Annotated in this window: 17 protein-coding genes; 11 read left to right on the forward strand and 6 right to left on the reverse strand. The window is 39.5% G+C overall.

Annotated features, from left to right (window positions below):
* Positions 1-295: 295 nt before the first annotated feature.
* Together I6J02_RS01360 and I6J02_RS01365 are read right to left on the reverse strand one after the other, a co-directional pair.
* Positions 296-475 (reverse strand): Arc family DNA binding domain-containing protein, encoded by a 180-nt coding sequence (locus I6J02_RS01360; protein ID WP_201680060.1) that lies wholly within the window; start codon positions 473-475, stop codon positions 296-298.
* A 13-nt stretch (positions 476-488) separates the two neighbouring features.
* A complete protein-coding gene (locus I6J02_RS01365) occupies positions 489-1352 on the reverse strand; it encodes an SPFH domain-containing protein (protein WP_201680061.1) in 864 nt (287 codons plus the stop codon).
* Positions 1353-1550: 198 nt separating this feature from the next.
* Here I6J02_RS01365 and I6J02_RS01370 point away from each other — a divergent pair, with 198 nt between their 5' ends.
* The 4 genes from I6J02_RS01370 to rimK all read left to right on the forward strand — a co-directional run bounded on the left by I6J02_RS01370 (position 1551) and on the right by rimK (position 4700).
* A complete protein-coding gene (locus tag I6J02_RS01370) occupies positions 1551-2033 on the forward strand; it encodes a DNA-deoxyinosine glycosylase (RefSeq protein WP_201680062.1) in 483 nt (160 codons plus the stop codon).
* 53 nt (positions 2034-2086) lie between these two features.
* A complete protein-coding gene (locus I6J02_RS01375; protein WP_201680063.1) occupies positions 2087-3265 on the forward strand; it encodes an AIR synthase related protein in 1179 nt (392 codons plus the stop codon).
* An 11-nt stretch (positions 3266-3276) separates the two neighbouring features.
* Positions 3277-3711, forward strand: coding sequence for an ATP-dependent zinc protease (locus I6J02_RS01380; RefSeq protein ID WP_201680064.1), 435 nt, complete (start codon positions 3277-3279; stop codon positions 3709-3711).
* Between the two features lie 62 nt (positions 3712-3773).
* A complete protein-coding gene (gene rimK / locus I6J02_RS01385; RefSeq protein WP_201680065.1) occupies positions 3774-4700 on the forward strand; it encodes a 30S ribosomal protein S6--L-glutamate ligase in 927 nt (308 codons plus the stop codon).
* 57 nt (positions 4701-4757) lie between these two features.
* On the opposite strand, the gene I6J02_RS01390 is transcribed toward rimK, so the two are convergent.
* Positions 4758-5855, reverse strand: a complete 1098-nt coding sequence (locus tag I6J02_RS01390; RefSeq protein ID WP_201680066.1) for an SGNH/GDSL hydrolase family protein — start codon at positions 5853-5855, stop codon at positions 4758-4760.
* A 51-nt stretch (positions 5856-5906) separates the two neighbouring features.
* On the opposite strand from I6J02_RS01390, the gene I6J02_RS01395 reads away from it, so the two are divergent.
* From I6J02_RS01395 to I6J02_RS01415, 5 genes are all read left to right on the forward strand, one after another.
* On the forward strand, positions 5907-6470 hold the full coding sequence (locus tag I6J02_RS01395; protein ID WP_201680067.1) for an NADPH-dependent FMN reductase: 564 nt from the start codon (positions 5907-5909) through the stop codon (positions 6468-6470).
* 75 nt (positions 6471-6545) lie between these two features.
* Positions 6546-7124 (forward strand): DJ-1/PfpI family protein, encoded by a 579-nt coding sequence (locus I6J02_RS01400; RefSeq protein ID WP_201680068.1) that lies wholly within the window; start codon positions 6546-6548, stop codon positions 7122-7124.
* Positions 7124-7501, forward strand: a complete 378-nt coding sequence (locus I6J02_RS01405; RefSeq protein WP_201680069.1) for a hypothetical protein — start codon at positions 7124-7126, stop codon at positions 7499-7501. The genes I6J02_RS01400 and I6J02_RS01405 overlap by 1 nt, the downstream gene beginning before the upstream one ends.
* Before the next feature lie 69 nt (positions 7502-7570).
* Positions 7571-8230 carry a DUF1345 domain-containing protein gene (locus I6J02_RS01410; protein WP_201680070.1) on the forward strand — a complete coding sequence of 220 codons (660 nt, stop codon included), beginning with the start codon at positions 7571-7573 and terminating at the stop codon, positions 8228-8230.
* Between the two features lie 122 nt (positions 8231-8352).
* On the forward strand, positions 8353-8739 hold the full coding sequence (locus I6J02_RS01415; RefSeq protein WP_201680071.1) for a hypothetical protein: 387 nt from the start codon (positions 8353-8355) through the stop codon (positions 8737-8739).
* A 71-nt stretch (positions 8740-8810) separates the two neighbouring features.
* Here I6J02_RS01415 and I6J02_RS01420 read toward each other — a convergent pair whose 3' ends face one another.
* The 3 genes from I6J02_RS01420 to guaB all read right to left on the reverse strand — a co-directional run bounded on the left by I6J02_RS01420 (position 8811) and on the right by guaB (position 11247).
* Positions 8811-9284 (reverse strand): DinB family protein, encoded by a 474-nt coding sequence (locus tag I6J02_RS01420; protein WP_201680072.1) that lies wholly within the window; start codon positions 9282-9284, stop codon positions 8811-8813.
* Positions 9285-9470: 186 nt separating this feature from the next.
* On the reverse strand, positions 9471-9626 hold the full coding sequence (locus I6J02_RS01425) for a 30S ribosomal protein THX (protein WP_201680073.1): 156 nt from the start codon (positions 9624-9626) through the stop codon (positions 9471-9473).
* A gap of 145 nt (positions 9627-9771) precedes the next feature.
* Positions 9772-11247, reverse strand: a complete 1476-nt coding sequence (gene guaB / locus I6J02_RS01430; RefSeq protein ID WP_201680074.1) for an IMP dehydrogenase — start codon at positions 11245-11247, stop codon at positions 9772-9774.
* Between the two features lie 202 nt (positions 11248-11449).
* On the opposite strand from guaB, the gene I6J02_RS01435 reads away from it, so the two are divergent.
* Positions 11450-11923, forward strand: a complete 474-nt coding sequence (locus I6J02_RS01435; protein ID WP_201680075.1) for a hypothetical protein — start codon at positions 11450-11452, stop codon at positions 11921-11923.
* Between the two features lie 312 nt (positions 11924-12235).
* Entirely contained in the window at positions 12236-15217 is a 2982-nt protein-coding gene (secDF, locus tag I6J02_RS01440) for a protein translocase subunit SecDF (RefSeq protein ID WP_201680076.1), read from the forward strand.
* Positions 15218-15302: the final 85 nt, after the last annotated feature.

Raw genomic sequence — 15302 nt, forward strand, 5'->3', positions numbered from 1 at the left:
ATCACATTACTTCTTTAATACTTTCAAATGTATAGCTTTCAAATAATATTTACCTGAATCCTTATCAAAATGACATTCTTTCCACTCTTGGCACAATGTCCAGATCATCTATTATCAAAATTCTTATCGATTTTAATAAATGTATAATTTAAATACAAATAATCACAAAAAATCAAGTCAATTTTTCAAACAAATCATATTCCTGTTATCAAAAATTGATTTAGCAAATACAAAAAAATAATGCAAGAGCTTACACACTCTTGCATTATTAACAGGCAGATACCGAAAAGATAGGTTATTTTTCAGACTTATCCCCTGAATCTTTACTTTTAAGACGTTTGTTCTCTTTCAATGCTTTATTCAGGAGATATTCAATCTGACCATTTACACTTCTGAATTCGTCGGCTGCCCACTTTTCCAATGCATTGAACATTTCAGCATCGACCCTTAACATAAAATTCTTTTTACCCGACATCCTGTTTTCAATTTTATTGATACAAAGTACCTGCGTTGACTATCGGAGAGGCTGCCTTTTCACCACAAAGTACAACCATAAGATTGCTGACCATCGCTGCTTTTTTCTCATTGTCTAACTCGACAATATCCTTCTCCGAAAGCTTATGAAGTGCCATCTCCACCATACCTACAGCACCTTCTACAATCTTAGCTCTAGCCGCAACGATAGCAGTTGCCTGCTGGCGTTGTAACATCGCTCCTGCAATCTCTGAAGCATAAGCCAGATGACTGATACGAGCCTCTTTAATAACAATGCCAGCCGGAGCCAGACGATCCGTCAATTCCTGTTCTAAAATATGATTAACGGTCTCTCCTCCTTCACGAAGCGTAATAGAAGCTTCTTCATCTTCAAGATTATCATAAGGAAAACTTCCGGCCAGATGACGCACAGCCGCTTCACTCTGTGTACGAACATATGAAGTGTAGTTTGTTACATCAAAAGAAGCTTTGTATGTATCTCCTACCTGCCACACAATTACAGCTCCGATTTCAATAGGATTACCCATTTTATCATTAACCTTTAACGTCTGCCCCTGTAAGTTATCCGAACGAAGGCTCACTTTGATACTTGAATACAAAGGATTAATAAAGAACAAACCGTTTTCTTTTACTGTTCCTACATACCTGCCGAAAAAGCTCAATACGCGGGAGTGATTCGGACTGATAATCATGAGACCTTTAAGTGTAAAAGCAAATACCAGAAACAACAATGCACTTATAAACCCATATGTCGGATTGTCCTTGACCAGAACAATACAATATATGGCAAGCGCAAAACATATTACCGCAATTAATAAGGCTAGAAAGCCTGAAATAGGTTTGATTAACTTTTCCATAATTTAAATATTAGTGTTATTGATATGATATCAAAATTATATCATTTTAATTTCAAAAGCAAGTCCTTTTAAAATTAAAATTTCAGGAAAAGAATCAAAGATCAGATAATTAAAAAAGTAGACATTAAAACACGCTTAGAATTCACTATCTGAAACTCAAATGACTAATAGATTTATCATTTTTTGTAATTTTAAAATATGCTAAAAGAATCTTTTCCTCCTGTATGTGGTCTTTTTCCAAGGTTTTTAATTCTGGGTTCTCTGCCAGGAGATAAATCGCTGGAACAGCAGCAATATTATGCACATCCTCAAAACCGGTTCTGGAAATTATTATTTCATCTTATGGAAAAAGAATATGAATCTGATTATTCCAGGCGCATTCAACTTTTGGAAGATCATCATATTGCACTTTGGGATACCTGTGCTTCAGCAATACGTCCTGGTAGTATGGATACAGCCATACTTTCAGAAATCCCGAATGATATCATCAGTATGCTACAACATGTCCCTTCTATACAGCACGTGATTTTTAACGGTAATAAAGCAAAGCAATTATATGACAAATACCATAAGAGACTTCCGCAGATATCCTATCACAGCCTGCCCAGCACCAGCCCGGCAAATGCCAGCTTTACCTTTGACAAACTGGTAGACTCCTGGTCAATACTCAAATCCGTTTAATATTCGCCAATTTTCCTGTAAATATCAGGATGATTGACTATTTTTGCCCCAAGATGTCAGATTTAAAATACAACCAAAGAGGTGTGTCCGCAGGTAAAGAGGATGTACACAATGCAATCAAAAACATTGATAAGGGACTTTTTCCCAAAGCTTTTTGTAAAATCATCCCTGATATTCTGGCTGGTGATGAAGAATGGTGTAATATTATGCATGCCGATGGTGCAGGTACAAAATCTTCATTGGCGTATGTATACTGGAAGCAAACAGGAGATGCTTCAGTATGGAGAGGAATCGCACAGGATGCTATTATTATGAATCTTGACGACCTGCTGTGCGTAGGTTCAACAGATAATATCCTGTTGTCTTCTACTATCGGAAGAAATAAGAATCTGATCCCTGGAGAAGTAATTGCAGAAATCATCAACGGGACAGAAGAAATACTTGCTGAACTTCGTGATATGGGTATAGGCATCTATTCTACAGGTGGAGAGACTGCAGATGTAGGCGACATTGTGCGTACCATCATTGTGGACAGTACGGTTACTTGTCGTATGCCTCGTAAGGATGTGATTTCCAATCATAACATCAAATCCGGAAATGTAATCGTAGGACTTGCTTCATACGGACAGGCCAAATATGAAAAAGAATATAATGGCGGAATGGGTTCCAATGGCCTTACATCTGCACGTCATGATGTATTTCATAAAGCGATTGCCGAACAATATCCGGAAAGCTTTGATCCCGCAGTTCCCTATGATCTGGTATTTGCAGGTGGTAAAGGATTGACAGATCCCGTTGAAATAGGCAATGAGAAAACGATCACAGCAGGTAAACTGGTTTTATCACCAACCCGTACATATGCTCCGGTTATCAAGACCATTTTAGATAAATATCGTTCACAAATCGACGGAATGGTGCATTGTTCAGGTGGTGCGCAAACAAAAGTATTACACTTTGTGGATAATGTGCATGTTATCAAAGATAATCTGTTCCCTGTTCCGCCTCTGTTTGATCTGATCCAGAAAGAATCAAAAACAGACTGGCAGGAGATGTATAAGGTTTTTAATATGGGACACCGTATGGAATTGTACGTTTCGGAAGACATTGCTCAGGATATTATTGCGATTTCTGAATCATTTGGTATCCCTGCACAGATTGTAGGCCGTGTAGAAGGGGCTTCAGGCAAAAAAGTAACGATCCATTCTCCTTACGGAACATTTGAATACGAATAAACGGTAGATATATGGCTGAAATGCGAACCATAGGTTGGTATGAAACGGTAGATCTGCCGGAACTTGGCTTGTACAATTTTAAGGCAAAAATCGATACAGGTGCCCGTACTTCTGTTCTTCATTGTGAAGAATATCATATTGAAGAAGAAAACGGACACAAATTTATACAATGCACGATCATCGACGATTTTGAGACAGAGAGCACACGTGTCATCCGGTTTCCGATAGTACGCCAGGGAGTTGTAAAAAGCTCTTTTGGACATTCAGAGATCAGGTATATGATCTTTACTAAGATTAAACTCTTCGATCAACTATATAATATTAAACTTTCATTCCGAAATCGTTCGGGCATGAAATTTCCAATGCTTCTTGGGCGAAATTTTATAAGCAAAAAATTCCTTGTAGACGTTTCAAAATACAACCTCTCAGAAAACTCTTCCTTATAAATTTGCAAAAGGAAAACCAAGCAGCATATCATTTGTTATAACAATACAATACTATCAGTTCAGTGAAAATCGCTATTCTTTCAACTAATAAATCTTTGTATTCCACACGAAGACTCGTGGAGGCTGCTGAGAAAAGAGGACATGAGTGTGTGGTCATGGATCACAGCAAATGTTACGTAGGCATCCGCCAGGACAGCCCAAGCATTCATTATCGTGGTCAGGAGATCGGCCCTATCGACGCCATTATTCCGCGGATAGGTTCGTCTGTTACCTTTTATGGATCTGCTATTGTACGTCAATTTGAGGTTATGGGTGTTATTTCAGCCAACCCAAGTCAGGCTATTACCCGTTCAAGGGACAAACTGCGCTGTATGCAGATCCTTTCGGGTGCCGGTATCGGACTTCCGGTAACAGGATTCGCAAGAACCATCTCCGATGTAGATGACCTGATCAGCATGGTCGGTGGTGCGCCGCTGGTTATCAAATTGCTGGAGGGAACACAGGGTATAGGTGTTGTGCTCGCTGAAACAAAAAAAGCAGCTTCATCCGTTATTGAAGCGTTCTATGGATTAGGGAATAATATCCTTGTACAGGAATTTATTAAGGAATCCAAAGGAACGGACATACGTGCCTTCGTCGTTGGAGGAAAAGTCGTCGGAGCTATGAAAAGAACAGCCAAAGAAGGTGAATTCCGCTCCAATATCCATAGAGGAGGAAGCGCTGAAGTCATCAAACTGACCAAGAAGGAGAAAGACACAGCTATAGCCGCAGCTGCAGAATTGGGTCTGACCGTCTGTGGAGTGGATATGATTCCATCGGAAAGAGGTCCATTGGTACTCGAGGTCAATTCAAGCCCCGGACTGGAGGGGATAGAAAAAGCGACTAAAAAAGATATCGCAGGGGAGATCATTATGTATCTGGAGAGACAGTATGAGCTCAAGGTTTCAAAACCGGAAATCCGCAAAAAGAAAAAAGAAAGTAAGCTCTAAGCTATTCTCAGTTATATAATATTATCCTCACCCGCTCATACAGGTGAGGATATTTTTTTACTTCAGTATGTTCCGGATCAGTTTTTCATATGCACGTGCAATCTTCATCATTCCCAGATCATTGGGGTGAGCATAGTCCACCGTTGATTCCAGATCAAGACCGATAGCTGTATTTGACAGCAGATACAGATCTTTTATTCCGGATTGTTGCATATCCCGGAAAGCTTTCCTTGCAATCACAGTCGATCGTGTATAAGCTGCATTTGTTCCCAGATTCATCACCTGTGGATCCATACCCGAACTGTGTTCTGTAATAATTATCGGCGTTTTGGGATGTTTCAGACGCAATACCGATACTGCATTTTTAAGCAAAGAGTCCAATTGCTTTTCTGACAAATCTTTGGTAATACCCAGATTAGGAATACAATCCAGCACATATACACGCGCATCGACAGTATTCATCAGGTTTAGGACAGGTTCTTCTAACCGTCCGTTACCGGAAAACCCCAGATTAATCACAGGTATCTGCAGATGTCTGCCCAGAATATTGGTCCACGCCAAACCGGGTCTCGATGTACAGGCTCCCTGAGCGATAGACGTACCGTATACTACTACAGGTTTACTATCCTTCTTCAAGAACTCCAGTTTGCTCCCTTCCGTCACCCCGATATTCATCCAGCCAACGGAGTTATACAAAGGTAGATATAAGCGATACTGCAGAGAAGAGCTGGAGGCAATATTCGAAAACACAAATGAAGAGGTATCACTAAAATCATATCTTCCTGCAGCCCAGCTCCAGGTCTTTTTGACCGGATCAAAGGCATACAGATCGAGACCACTTACGCCGGTGGAAGGCATATGTGGCATTGCGAGCGAACCTTTAAGTGTATACTTCACTATAATAGAATCTGCATCTGTCTGAAAATCTATAAACAAACCAGCTGCATTAGTTCCCAACGACCATACCGGCTCCCTCACCTGTTCTTTTAGAGAAGCAGGAAGTCGGCCATAGTCATGACTCTTTGCTAATCCGGGAACCCTGCCTGACACAGCATTTTCGGTCAAAGGGTCTAACCAATGAATAGCGGTCTGTGCATATCCTTTAAAAAAACAAACCATCAAAAACAGAAGTAAAAAACAAGGTTTAGATTTCATTGTTATAGTTTTAATTAGGCTGAAGATATAAAATTTAGTTAAGTTTACGATATGAAAATATTAGCCTTTGCAGGAAGCAACAGTTCCTCATCCATAAATAAAAAACTGGTAGCATCTGTATCCAGATATTACAAAGAAGCCGAAGATATTATTGAGATTGCCGATCTCAATGATTTTCCGTTACCGCTGTTCAGCAAGCAGGTAGAAGCAGAAATAGGAATACCACAGGAAGTGCATAATTTTGTGGACAAGATCGACTGGGCAGATCTTATTCTTATCTCACTAGCTGAAAATAACGGCAATTATAATGTGGGGTACAAAAATATGGTCGATTGGATTTCCCGCATTCCCAAAAGAAAGATATATGCGGACAAACCGATCTTTCTGATGGCTACAAGTCCTGGTGCCAGAGGCGGACAATCGGTATTGAGCATTGCAACTGCACGGATGCCATTTGACGGAGGAGATGTTCTGGATACCTTTTCGCTGCCTAGTTTCAATGATAACTTTGAAGAAGGAAAAGGAGTAGTTAATATGTTGTTAAGAAGTCAGCTGGAAGCGAAAGTCAGGAAGACGAAAAGAACAATGGCCGAAAAACTTCAAGGCAATTCATGACGTATATTTTACTAAACTGATCTGCCGCTCAAAGCAATTACTTGTATATTTAACACTATAAAAATTTAGAAGATCATGGCAAAAAAAATCTTATTATTAGTAGGCGATTATGTAGAAGATTATGAAGCAATGGTACCTTTTCAGGCAATGGGTGCAATTGGAATTGATGTTGACGCCATCGCTCCTGAACGCAAAAAAGGAGATGTAGTACCTACAGCAGTGCATGATTTTACCGGAGATCAGACATACAAGGAATTACGCGGGCATAACTTCGGTATCAACAAGGACTTCGACACTGTCAATCCGGAAGAATATGACGGACTCTATATTGCAGGCGGACGTTCTGCAGAATATATCCGGTTGAATAAGCGTGTACTGGAAATTACACAACATTTCTTTAACGCCAACAAACCTGTGGCCGCTATCTGTCATGGTATTCAGGTATTGACTGCCGCAAAAGTATTAGCGGGACGCACTTTGACAGCTTATGTAGCTGTAGGACCGGACATCGAACTTGCCGGGGGAACATGGAAAAATATACCTGCAGATCAGGCTGTAGTAGACGGCAATCTGGTGACATCACCTGCATGGCCGGGACATCAGGCCATTTTAAAAGAATTTTTCAAACTCCTTGATATTAAAATTTCGCTTTAATGAAGAGCAAAAACAAAAAAGCCTGGTTGCTGATCATCCCAATTATACTGATCGTAGGATTTATTTTCAAAGATTCGCTGACTCAAAAAAGTATCGCAGATCTGAAAGGAGATTTCAAAGAAGTTGCTTTTGTGCGTAATGAACAAAATAAAGGTGGTATTATCCGTATTTATGCTATTTCAGTCGGTGATATCGCAAATGCAGATTATGAAGGTGCTGCAGATCTGTTCCCTACGAATGACTACGGAAGCTCCACAACGCTCTATTTCTTTGACAAGAACTTTCCTTTTCCTACAGAACTGACGCTCGAATCACCTCATTTTGATCTTGATAAATACAAATCTATCATGATTATCAAAAGGACAGGTTCCAAATAACTATTATTCCTATCCTCTCCCATCAGCAGAGCTGAAAAAGAGGATAGGAAATCCTTTATTTCAACAAATATGCAGCCCAAAGAATTATTTATTCACCAATTGAGACCCATACACAGAGGGTTGATAGCACTGGTAATTGCTGGATTTGTTTTTTTTGTATTACCGAGGAATGAAAACATCATGGTTCAGTTCCTGTATAGCTGGCTGGCTTTTTCGCTTACTTACCTGGTCATAGCCTGGACAACTTTTTATACTATGCCGATTCGGAAGATTATTAAACTAGCCACAATCGAGGACGGAAGCCGCATTGTTGTCACTTTATTTATCTTATTAGCCTCTTTCACCTGTCTTTTTGCGGTATTATTTGTAATCGAATCTCCGGCAGATAACCCTTCTCTTAATATCAGCAATATAGGAATAGCTGTAGCCAGCATGATTGCCTCGTGGGCACTTGTACACACGATTTATACTTTTCATTATGCTCGGCTCTACTACAATGATGACGACAAGAAAGCAAGAGGTCTTGACTTTCCGGGATCAGAGAAGCCCGACTATCTTGACTTTGCTTACTTTTCTTTTGTTTTAGGATGCACGTTCCAGGTTTCAGATGTAGAGATATCCAGTAAAAAGATAAGACATGTGGCACTGTTTCACGGTTTACTTTCTTTTGCACTGAATACTTTTGTGGTCGCTCTGACCATTAACATAGTCGCCGGTTTCATCAAATAAGTCTTACCACATCAGGCTGTTAATCAGCCACATTACTTCCTACCTCCCGTTTTTGGCACCGGGTTTGTCCTTTATTCTGCATATAAACAGAATCTTTAACAAACATAAAAAACGTTACCACTATGAAAAAAATGATTAAGATCTTGGGGCTGTTAGTGTTCACTGTTGCTATATTTTCAGCATGTAGTAAAGATGATGATCCGGCTGACAATGATATCTTCGTAGGGAAGTACAACGGTAAAATTTCCTATACTGATCTTGGAAACAGCCAAAACAATAAACCGCTGGCTGATGGAACAGTGACTGTACAGAAATTAGGTAATTCCTATACTTTTTACTTTAACAATGATATTCCGGATCTTAAAGGAGTAGAGTTTGAGAAAAAAGGAGATAACACTCTGGTTAATATAAATTCAGCAGAAGGTGCTTTGATCCGTATTGATGCAGGAAAACTAACTATAGCTTTCACAAAAGAAAATAAGATATGGACAGCTGATTGTCAGCGATAAGCAGTTTAAATCTGTCCAAAAGTAAGAAAGCGGTTCACAAGTGAACCGCTTTCTTTATATAAAACAACAAATTAGTATCGCTCCCAGAATGGCGGAGGCTGAATTCCTAAAGCCCGGAGATACACATACCCCTGCCCGCGATGATGAATCTCATTATCAATAAAATAAAGAAGATTTTCATATATAGGTGATTTGTACTCACCAAAAAGATTAAAGGTATCGTGAAAATCTTCTTCTTTAATCTTGTTAAAGTACAGATCTACATCTTTGGTTACCTTGTCCCATTCGTCAAGAATTTCCTGTTTTGTTTTCAGGTCTATTTTTTCGCTGTAAGGCTCCTCTGCCCTATTCACTATACCTTTTAATCCGGGACCGGCGATGGAGATCAGCTCCTGAGCCATTAATGAAAATGGACGCATAGGACCTACTTTAAATTCGAACAAATCTTTTTCCGGAAATGCTTCTATAACCCGGCGTGTCAGACTGCGGTGTCCCTGCCAGTGTTTCAATAATTCTTCTTTGCTGATGATTTCATTTGTTTTCATATTTCTCCTGTTTTGATTATGATTCAAAGTTAATCCGGGTCAATGACAACAGTATGTCAACAGCGAAATCAGAACTGATTATTTTTTTTATCTCGGTTTAGGGAGGAGATTATAAAAGAAAGACCAGCACACTTGAACGAAGTATGCTGGTCTCTCTCACACCGGCAATAAATCCCGGAATGTGTATCAGGCAGTTTCTTTACCTTTTTTCTTTGCTGCAGGTTTTCCGGCTTCTGTAGCTTCCGGAACCACAGCTTTTGCTTGAAATCCACGAGGGCGTTTGTTACCATACGAACCCATAATAATTTTCCCTTTTCTTGATTTTTTATCTCCTTTACCCATATTATTATATTGTTAAGTGATGTAATAAAAATAGTTAACGATTTACAATTTAACCATTTATATCCTAAAAAACAAAGAATGTGGTCAATAAAAACGGGCATCCAAAAATTGAATGCCCGTTTTTAATATTTTTTCCGATCAGAAATTAACCTCTGCTGTTGTAGTTGGGAGCTTCTTTTGTAATCGAAATATTATGCGGATGCGACTCGCGAAGTCCTGCTCCTGTAATTTTCACAAACTGCGCTTCCTGAAGACGCGAAATCGTTGCCGCACCACAGTAGCCCATTGATGCACGAAGACCTCCGATATATTGATATACAACTTCTGCCAAAGTACCTTTATAAGGAACACGACCTACAATTCCTTCCGGAACCAGTTTTTTAATATCATCTTCCACATCCTGGAAATAACGATCTTTGGATCCTTTTTCCATAGCCTCAATAGATCCCATACCACGATATGATTTAAACTTACGTCCTTCATATATAATCGTTTCTCCCGGAGCTTCTTCTACTCCTGCAAACAGTGATCCGGCCATAATAGTACTTGCTCCCGCTGCTATTGCTTTTGCAATATCGCCTGTCTGCTTGATACCACCATCAGCAATCAAAGGAACTCCTGTACCTTTAAGTGCTTTGGCAACTTCATAAACAGCATACAACTGTGGTACACCTACACCAGCTATAATACGTGTGGTACAGATAGAACCCGGACCGATTCCTACTTTTACAGCATCGGCACCTGCTGCTGCCAGATCAGCTGCTGCTGCTCCGGTGGCAATATTTCCGACGATAACCTGAAGATCTGGGTATGTTGATTTTACTAATTTAAGTTTATCTATTACTCCCTTTGAATGACCATGTGCAGTATCAATAGTCACGACATCTACACCAGCTTTTACCAAAGCATCTACACGATCCAATGTGTCCGGAGTCACTCCTACTGCAGCTCCTACCAGCAGACGACCATGGGAATCTTTCGCAGCATTAGGGTAATGTTTATATTTCTGGATATCTTTAAAGGTAATCAGTCCTTTTAAAAATCCTTCTTCATTGACAACAGGAAGTTTTTCAATTTTATAATTCTGAAGTATCAGTTCAGCCTGCACCAGATCCGTACCTTCAGGAGCTACAACCAGATTATCCCGGGTCATTAATTCGCTGATAGGGCGTTTCATATCTTTTTGAAAACGCAGATCTCTGTTTGTTACAATTCCGACCAGTTTACCCGATAAGTCTATAATAGGAATACCTCCGATTTTGTGCTCACTCATGATTTTGAATGCGTCACCTACAGTAGCTGTTTCCAGCAACGTAACCGGATCCTGAATCATACCACTTTCTGAACGTTTTACTTTACGGACTTCAGCAGCCTGCTCTGTAATTGTCATATTCTTGTGCAGCATACCGATACCTCCGGCCTGTGCTATAGCAATAGCTAAGTCAGAACCTGTTACCGTATCCATAGCGGCAGAGACCAAAGGAATATTCAACTTGATTTTTTTAGTCAAATATGTGCTCGTGTCTACATCACGCGGCAAAATTTCTGAATAAGCGGGAATTAATAATACATCGTCGTAGGTAAGACCTTCTGCTACGAATTTTTGTGGATCTAATTGCATGGCAAATACGTGTTGGAGTTTCTATTTGCCAGGCAAAATTACAAATAATATTCGGATTGTAAAACGTTTTTTTATAATTGACAACCAAATGATGATTGCCTGATTACAATTTCTGCATAAAAAAATGTATCAATCATGATTTTTGGCAAGCTATTTGCAAAGTGTTGATCGTAATTTAACAGAAAAACAACATAACATTATTATGAAAAAATTATTACTTTCTTTTGCAGCAGCAGCTGTTTTGGCATTAGGTGCCCAAGAAGCAAAAGCACAGTCTCCGCAAAGAGCGGCTATAGGAGTTGTATTTGATTCACCATTTGATGCATTTGGAGTACAATACAAAACTTCTTTTGGAGGAACTAATCAAGGTCAGGTTCAAGTATTATTCGGTGATAATGTTGTAGGTATTGGTGCAGATTATCAGTATGCAAGACCTTTCCGTGGCACTAACGGTTTGGGATGGTATGTAGGTGTTGGTCCTCAAATCTCGTTTATCGATGCTGGTAGCGATGATTTCACTGCAATCGCTTTACGTCCACAGGCAGGTCTTGAATTCAAAATCCCTAGTGCTCCTATCGGTCTTCACGTAGATTGGAAGCCTTACTGGCAGTTAAATCACAATAGTGATTTTGATGCTTCTGAATTTTCATTAGGTATCAAATACACATTGAAATAGAAAATATCAAATCTTTAAGCAGAGCCTGACGGATATCCGTCAGGCTCTTTTTGTTCCTCCCTCTCCTGCATATATAAAAGCCGGAATACTCTTTTATATTTCCCAGCTTGCAGTTCCACACATCTGTTTATCAACAAATAGAGGAGCTTTTACAAACAAAATTGTCGATAATTCTTGCTTTTGATAATTATTTTAATCATGTCGGGTTCATTATACAAAAATTTTATACCTTTGCCATTCTTGGTAAAATGTAATACAACCGGAGTAAATTATAAATATACTATATATCAAACTAATACACTAAAATAGACAATGCAAGGTAAAGGGCTGATTAAATTTTTGGTTATAGTGGTATCGTTAGCATGCCTCTATTCCCTATCATTCACTTTTGTGAGCCGTAAAGTAGAAAAAGACGCTGAGGCATTCGCCAAAGGTGACATGACGAAAGAAAAGGCTTATTTAGATTCGATGGCTGGACAGGTTGTATACAATCTGGGAGTAGCGAAATACACGTACAGAGAAGTCAAAGCCAAAGAACTGGCTTTAGGTCTTGACCTAAAAGGCGGTATGAACGTGACAATGGAAATTTCATTAGACGAATTGATCAGAAACTTAGCGAACAATCCGAAAGATGAAAAATTCAACACTTCATTAGGAAATGCTGTAAAGAAAAGCAGATCTTCCAATAAATCATTAGTTGATTTATTTATCGAAGACTACAAATCCAGCGGAGCAAGCACTCCATTAGCTTCATTTTTTGCTACACAATCTAATTCTACCTTAATCAAAGCGACAAGCTCTGATAAAGAAGTAGCTAATTTCTTGCAAAAAGAAGCGGATAATGCTATCCAGAATTCATATAAAGTACTTCGTACCCGTATTGACAAATTCGGAGTAGCATCTCCGAATATCCAGATTCAACAAGGAACAAACCGTATTCTTATTGAGCTTCCGGGTGTCAACGATGAGGAACGTGTACGCAAACTTCTTCAGGGATCTGCCAAACTGGAATTCTATGAAACACATAGCAATTTCCAGGTATATCCTCTTTTGGAAAATGTTAACAAAACATTAGCGGCGACCCTGAAAGCACAAAAATCTTCCCCTGCTGATACAACAAAAGCAGATACAACTAAGAAAGAAAATCTGTTAGCCAACCTGGGTGCTGGCAAAGGAAAATCTGACTCAGCTGCTGTAAACGCAAAATTGGGTGAAGAAAATCCGTTATTTGCTGTATTGAGACCGTCAGTTGCTATGGGACCAAACAACCAGATGCAATTAGTACCGGGCCCTATGGTCGGTATTGCGGAACTGAAAGATACTGCAAAAGTAAATGCTTTATTAGCAAAACCAGAGATAAAATCTATTATCCCGGCTAACCTGAAACTTCTTTGGGCAGTAAAACCTGAACAAAATTCACCTAATGCATTATCACTTTATGCAATCCGACCGTCAGGTATTGATAACGGTGCGGTATTGACAGGTGATGTGATTACAGATGCAAAAAATGACATCGCTCCACAGACAAATCAACCTGTGGTATCGATGCAGATGAATAATGAAGGTGCACGCGAATGGCGCAAAATCACGGCAAAAGCAGCTCAAAATAAAGAAGCTATTGCTATTGTATTAGATAATGTTGTTTACTCTGCTCCGAATGTAAATGAAGAAATTCCAAACGGAAGTTCACAGATCTCAGGATCATTTACAACAGATGATACAAAAGATTTAGCAAACGTATTAAAGGCAGGTCGTCTTCCTACAACAGCTAAGATCGTTGAAGAGGCTATTGTAGGTCCTTCATTAGGTCAGGCAGCAATCGATGCGGGTGTAAACTCTGCCATCATTGCTTTCGTAGTGGTATTGATCTTCATGGTTGTTTATTATAACCGTGCAGGATGGGCAGCAAATATTGCTGTTATTGTCAACGTATTCTTCCTGTTAGGGGTATTAGCCTCCTTAAATGCCGTACTTACCTTACCGGGTATTGCAGGTATCGTATTGACTATGGGTACAGCGGTAGATGCCAACGTACTTATATATGAGCGTATCCGGGAAGAGCTGGGTCTGGGTAAATCTATGCGTCAGGCGATTGCAGATGGTTACAAACATGCGATGCCGTCTATTCTCGATTCACAGATCACAACTTTCCTTGTAGGTATTGTACTCTTCTTCTTAGGTAGCGGACCGATCTTAGGTTTTGCAACAACGATGATGTTAGGTATCGTTACATCATTATTTACTGCAATTTTCATTTCCCGTCTGATCTTTGAATTCATGTTGGATAAAGACATGAAGATCTCTGTATCTTACCCTTGGTCTGCGAACACGCTGAGAAATGCAAACTTCAACTTTATCAAAAACCGTAAGAAATTCTATATCGTATCTATTATTGCTGCTATTATCTGTTTGGCATCTATCTTTACAAAAGGCTTTACGCTTGGGGTAGATTTCCAGGGTGGTCGTACCTATACAGTACGTTTTGAAAAAGCTGTTAATCTGGAAAGCGTACGTCAGAATCTGGATGAAGTATTCCAGAAAACAACTGAGGTAAAAACTTTCGGAAGTGAAAATCAGGTTCGCATTACGACGACGTACAAGATTGACGAGACCAGTGATGCTGTAGATAAAGATGTATTGGATAAACTGAACCTTGGTTTGTCTAAGATTGGAGGAAACAAACATGAAATCCTTTCACAACAGAAAGTAGGACCATCAATTGCAAATGATATCAAATCAAGAGCTACCTATTCGGCTATCTTCTCGATTATTATCATTGCAACATACATTCTGATCCGTTTCCGCAAATGGCAGTATTCTGCAGGAGCTGCGATTGCAACTATCCACGATGCGGTTATCTTATTAGGTTTGTTCTCTCTGTTAGATGGTATCGTACCATTCTCTCTGGATATCGACCAGCACTTTGTGGCAGCGATATTGACCGTAATTGCTTACTCTGTAAATGATACGGTAGTTGTATTTGACAGACTGAGAGAGTACGTAAACAAGCCAAACAGCCATAATGAAAAAATGAGTGATATTGTAAATCATGCGATTAACACAACATTAAGCCGTACGATCATTACGTCACTGACCATTATCTTCGTATTAGCCGTATTGTTTATCTTCGGAGGTGAAGTAATCCGTGGATTCTCCTTTGCGATCCTTATCGGTATCGTAGTAGGAACATACTCCTCAATCTTCCTTGCAGCACCTTCTGTATATGACTTCCGTAAAGGACGTCACATGGCAGAAAAAGCAGATCTTAAAAAAGTAGAGCCTGCAAGACCATAATCAAGCACATAACTTAGTACCATACAGAGGGCTTTCATCAATGATGAAAGCCCTCTTTTTTTATAATCAATATTGACAATGGACT

The sequence above is a fragment of the Sphingobacterium spiritivorum genome (assembly GCF_016725325.1).
GTDB lineage: Bacteria > Bacteroidota > Bacteroidia > Sphingobacteriales > Sphingobacteriaceae > Sphingobacterium.

What these genes read in the sequence shown, in the direction of transcription:
- I6J02_RS01360 (WP_201680060.1), bottom strand. Translation starts at nt 475, where the DNA reads ATGTCGGGTAAAAAGAATTTTATGTTAAGGGTCGATGCTGAAATGTTC.
- I6J02_RS01380 (WP_201680064.1), top strand. Translation starts at nt 3,277, where the DNA reads ATGGCTGAAATGCGAACCATAGGTTGGTATGAAACGGTAGATCTGCCG.
- I6J02_RS01365 (WP_201680061.1), bottom strand. Translation starts at nt 1,352, where the DNA reads ATGGAAAAGTTAATCAAACCTATTTCAGGCTTTCTAGCCTTATTAATT.
- secDF (WP_201680076.1), top strand. Translation starts at nt 12,236, where the DNA reads ATGCAAGGTAAAGGGCTGATTAAATTTTTGGTTATAGTGGTATCGTTA.
- I6J02_RS01370 (WP_201680062.1), top strand. Translation starts at nt 1,551, where the DNA reads ATGCTAAAAGAATCTTTTCCTCCTGTATGTGGTCTTTTTCCAAGGTTT.
- I6J02_RS01410 (WP_201680070.1), top strand. Translation starts at nt 7,571, where the DNA reads ATGCAGCCCAAAGAATTATTTATTCACCAATTGAGACCCATACACAGA.
- I6J02_RS01435 (WP_201680075.1), top strand. Translation starts at nt 11,450, where the DNA reads ATGAAAAAATTATTACTTTCTTTTGCAGCAGCAGCTGTTTTGGCATTA.
- I6J02_RS01405 (WP_201680069.1), top strand. Translation starts at nt 7,124, where the DNA reads ATGAAGAGCAAAAACAAAAAAGCCTGGTTGCTGATCATCCCAATTATA.
- guaB (WP_201680074.1), bottom strand. Translation starts at nt 11,247, where the DNA reads ATGCAATTAGATCCACAAAAATTCGTAGCAGAAGGTCTTACCTACGAC.
- I6J02_RS01420 (WP_201680072.1), bottom strand. Translation starts at nt 9,284, where the DNA reads ATGAAAACAAATGAAATCATCAGCAAAGAAGAATTATTGAAACACTGG.
- I6J02_RS01375 (WP_201680063.1), top strand. Translation starts at nt 2,087, where the DNA reads ATGTCAGATTTAAAATACAACCAAAGAGGTGTGTCCGCAGGTAAAGAG.
- I6J02_RS01390 (WP_201680066.1), bottom strand. Translation starts at nt 5,855, where the DNA reads ATGAAATCTAAACCTTGTTTTTTACTTCTGTTTTTGATGGTTTGTTTT.
- I6J02_RS01400 (WP_201680068.1), top strand. Translation starts at nt 6,546, where the DNA reads ATGGCAAAAAAAATCTTATTATTAGTAGGCGATTATGTAGAAGATTAT.
- I6J02_RS01395 (WP_201680067.1), top strand. Translation starts at nt 5,907, where the DNA reads ATGAAAATATTAGCCTTTGCAGGAAGCAACAGTTCCTCATCCATAAAT.
- I6J02_RS01415 (WP_201680071.1), top strand. Translation starts at nt 8,353, where the DNA reads ATGAAAAAAATGATTAAGATCTTGGGGCTGTTAGTGTTCACTGTTGCT.
- I6J02_RS01425 (WP_201680073.1), bottom strand. Translation starts at nt 9,626, where the DNA reads ATGGGTAAAGGAGATAAAAAATCAAGAAAAGGGAAAATTATTATGGGT.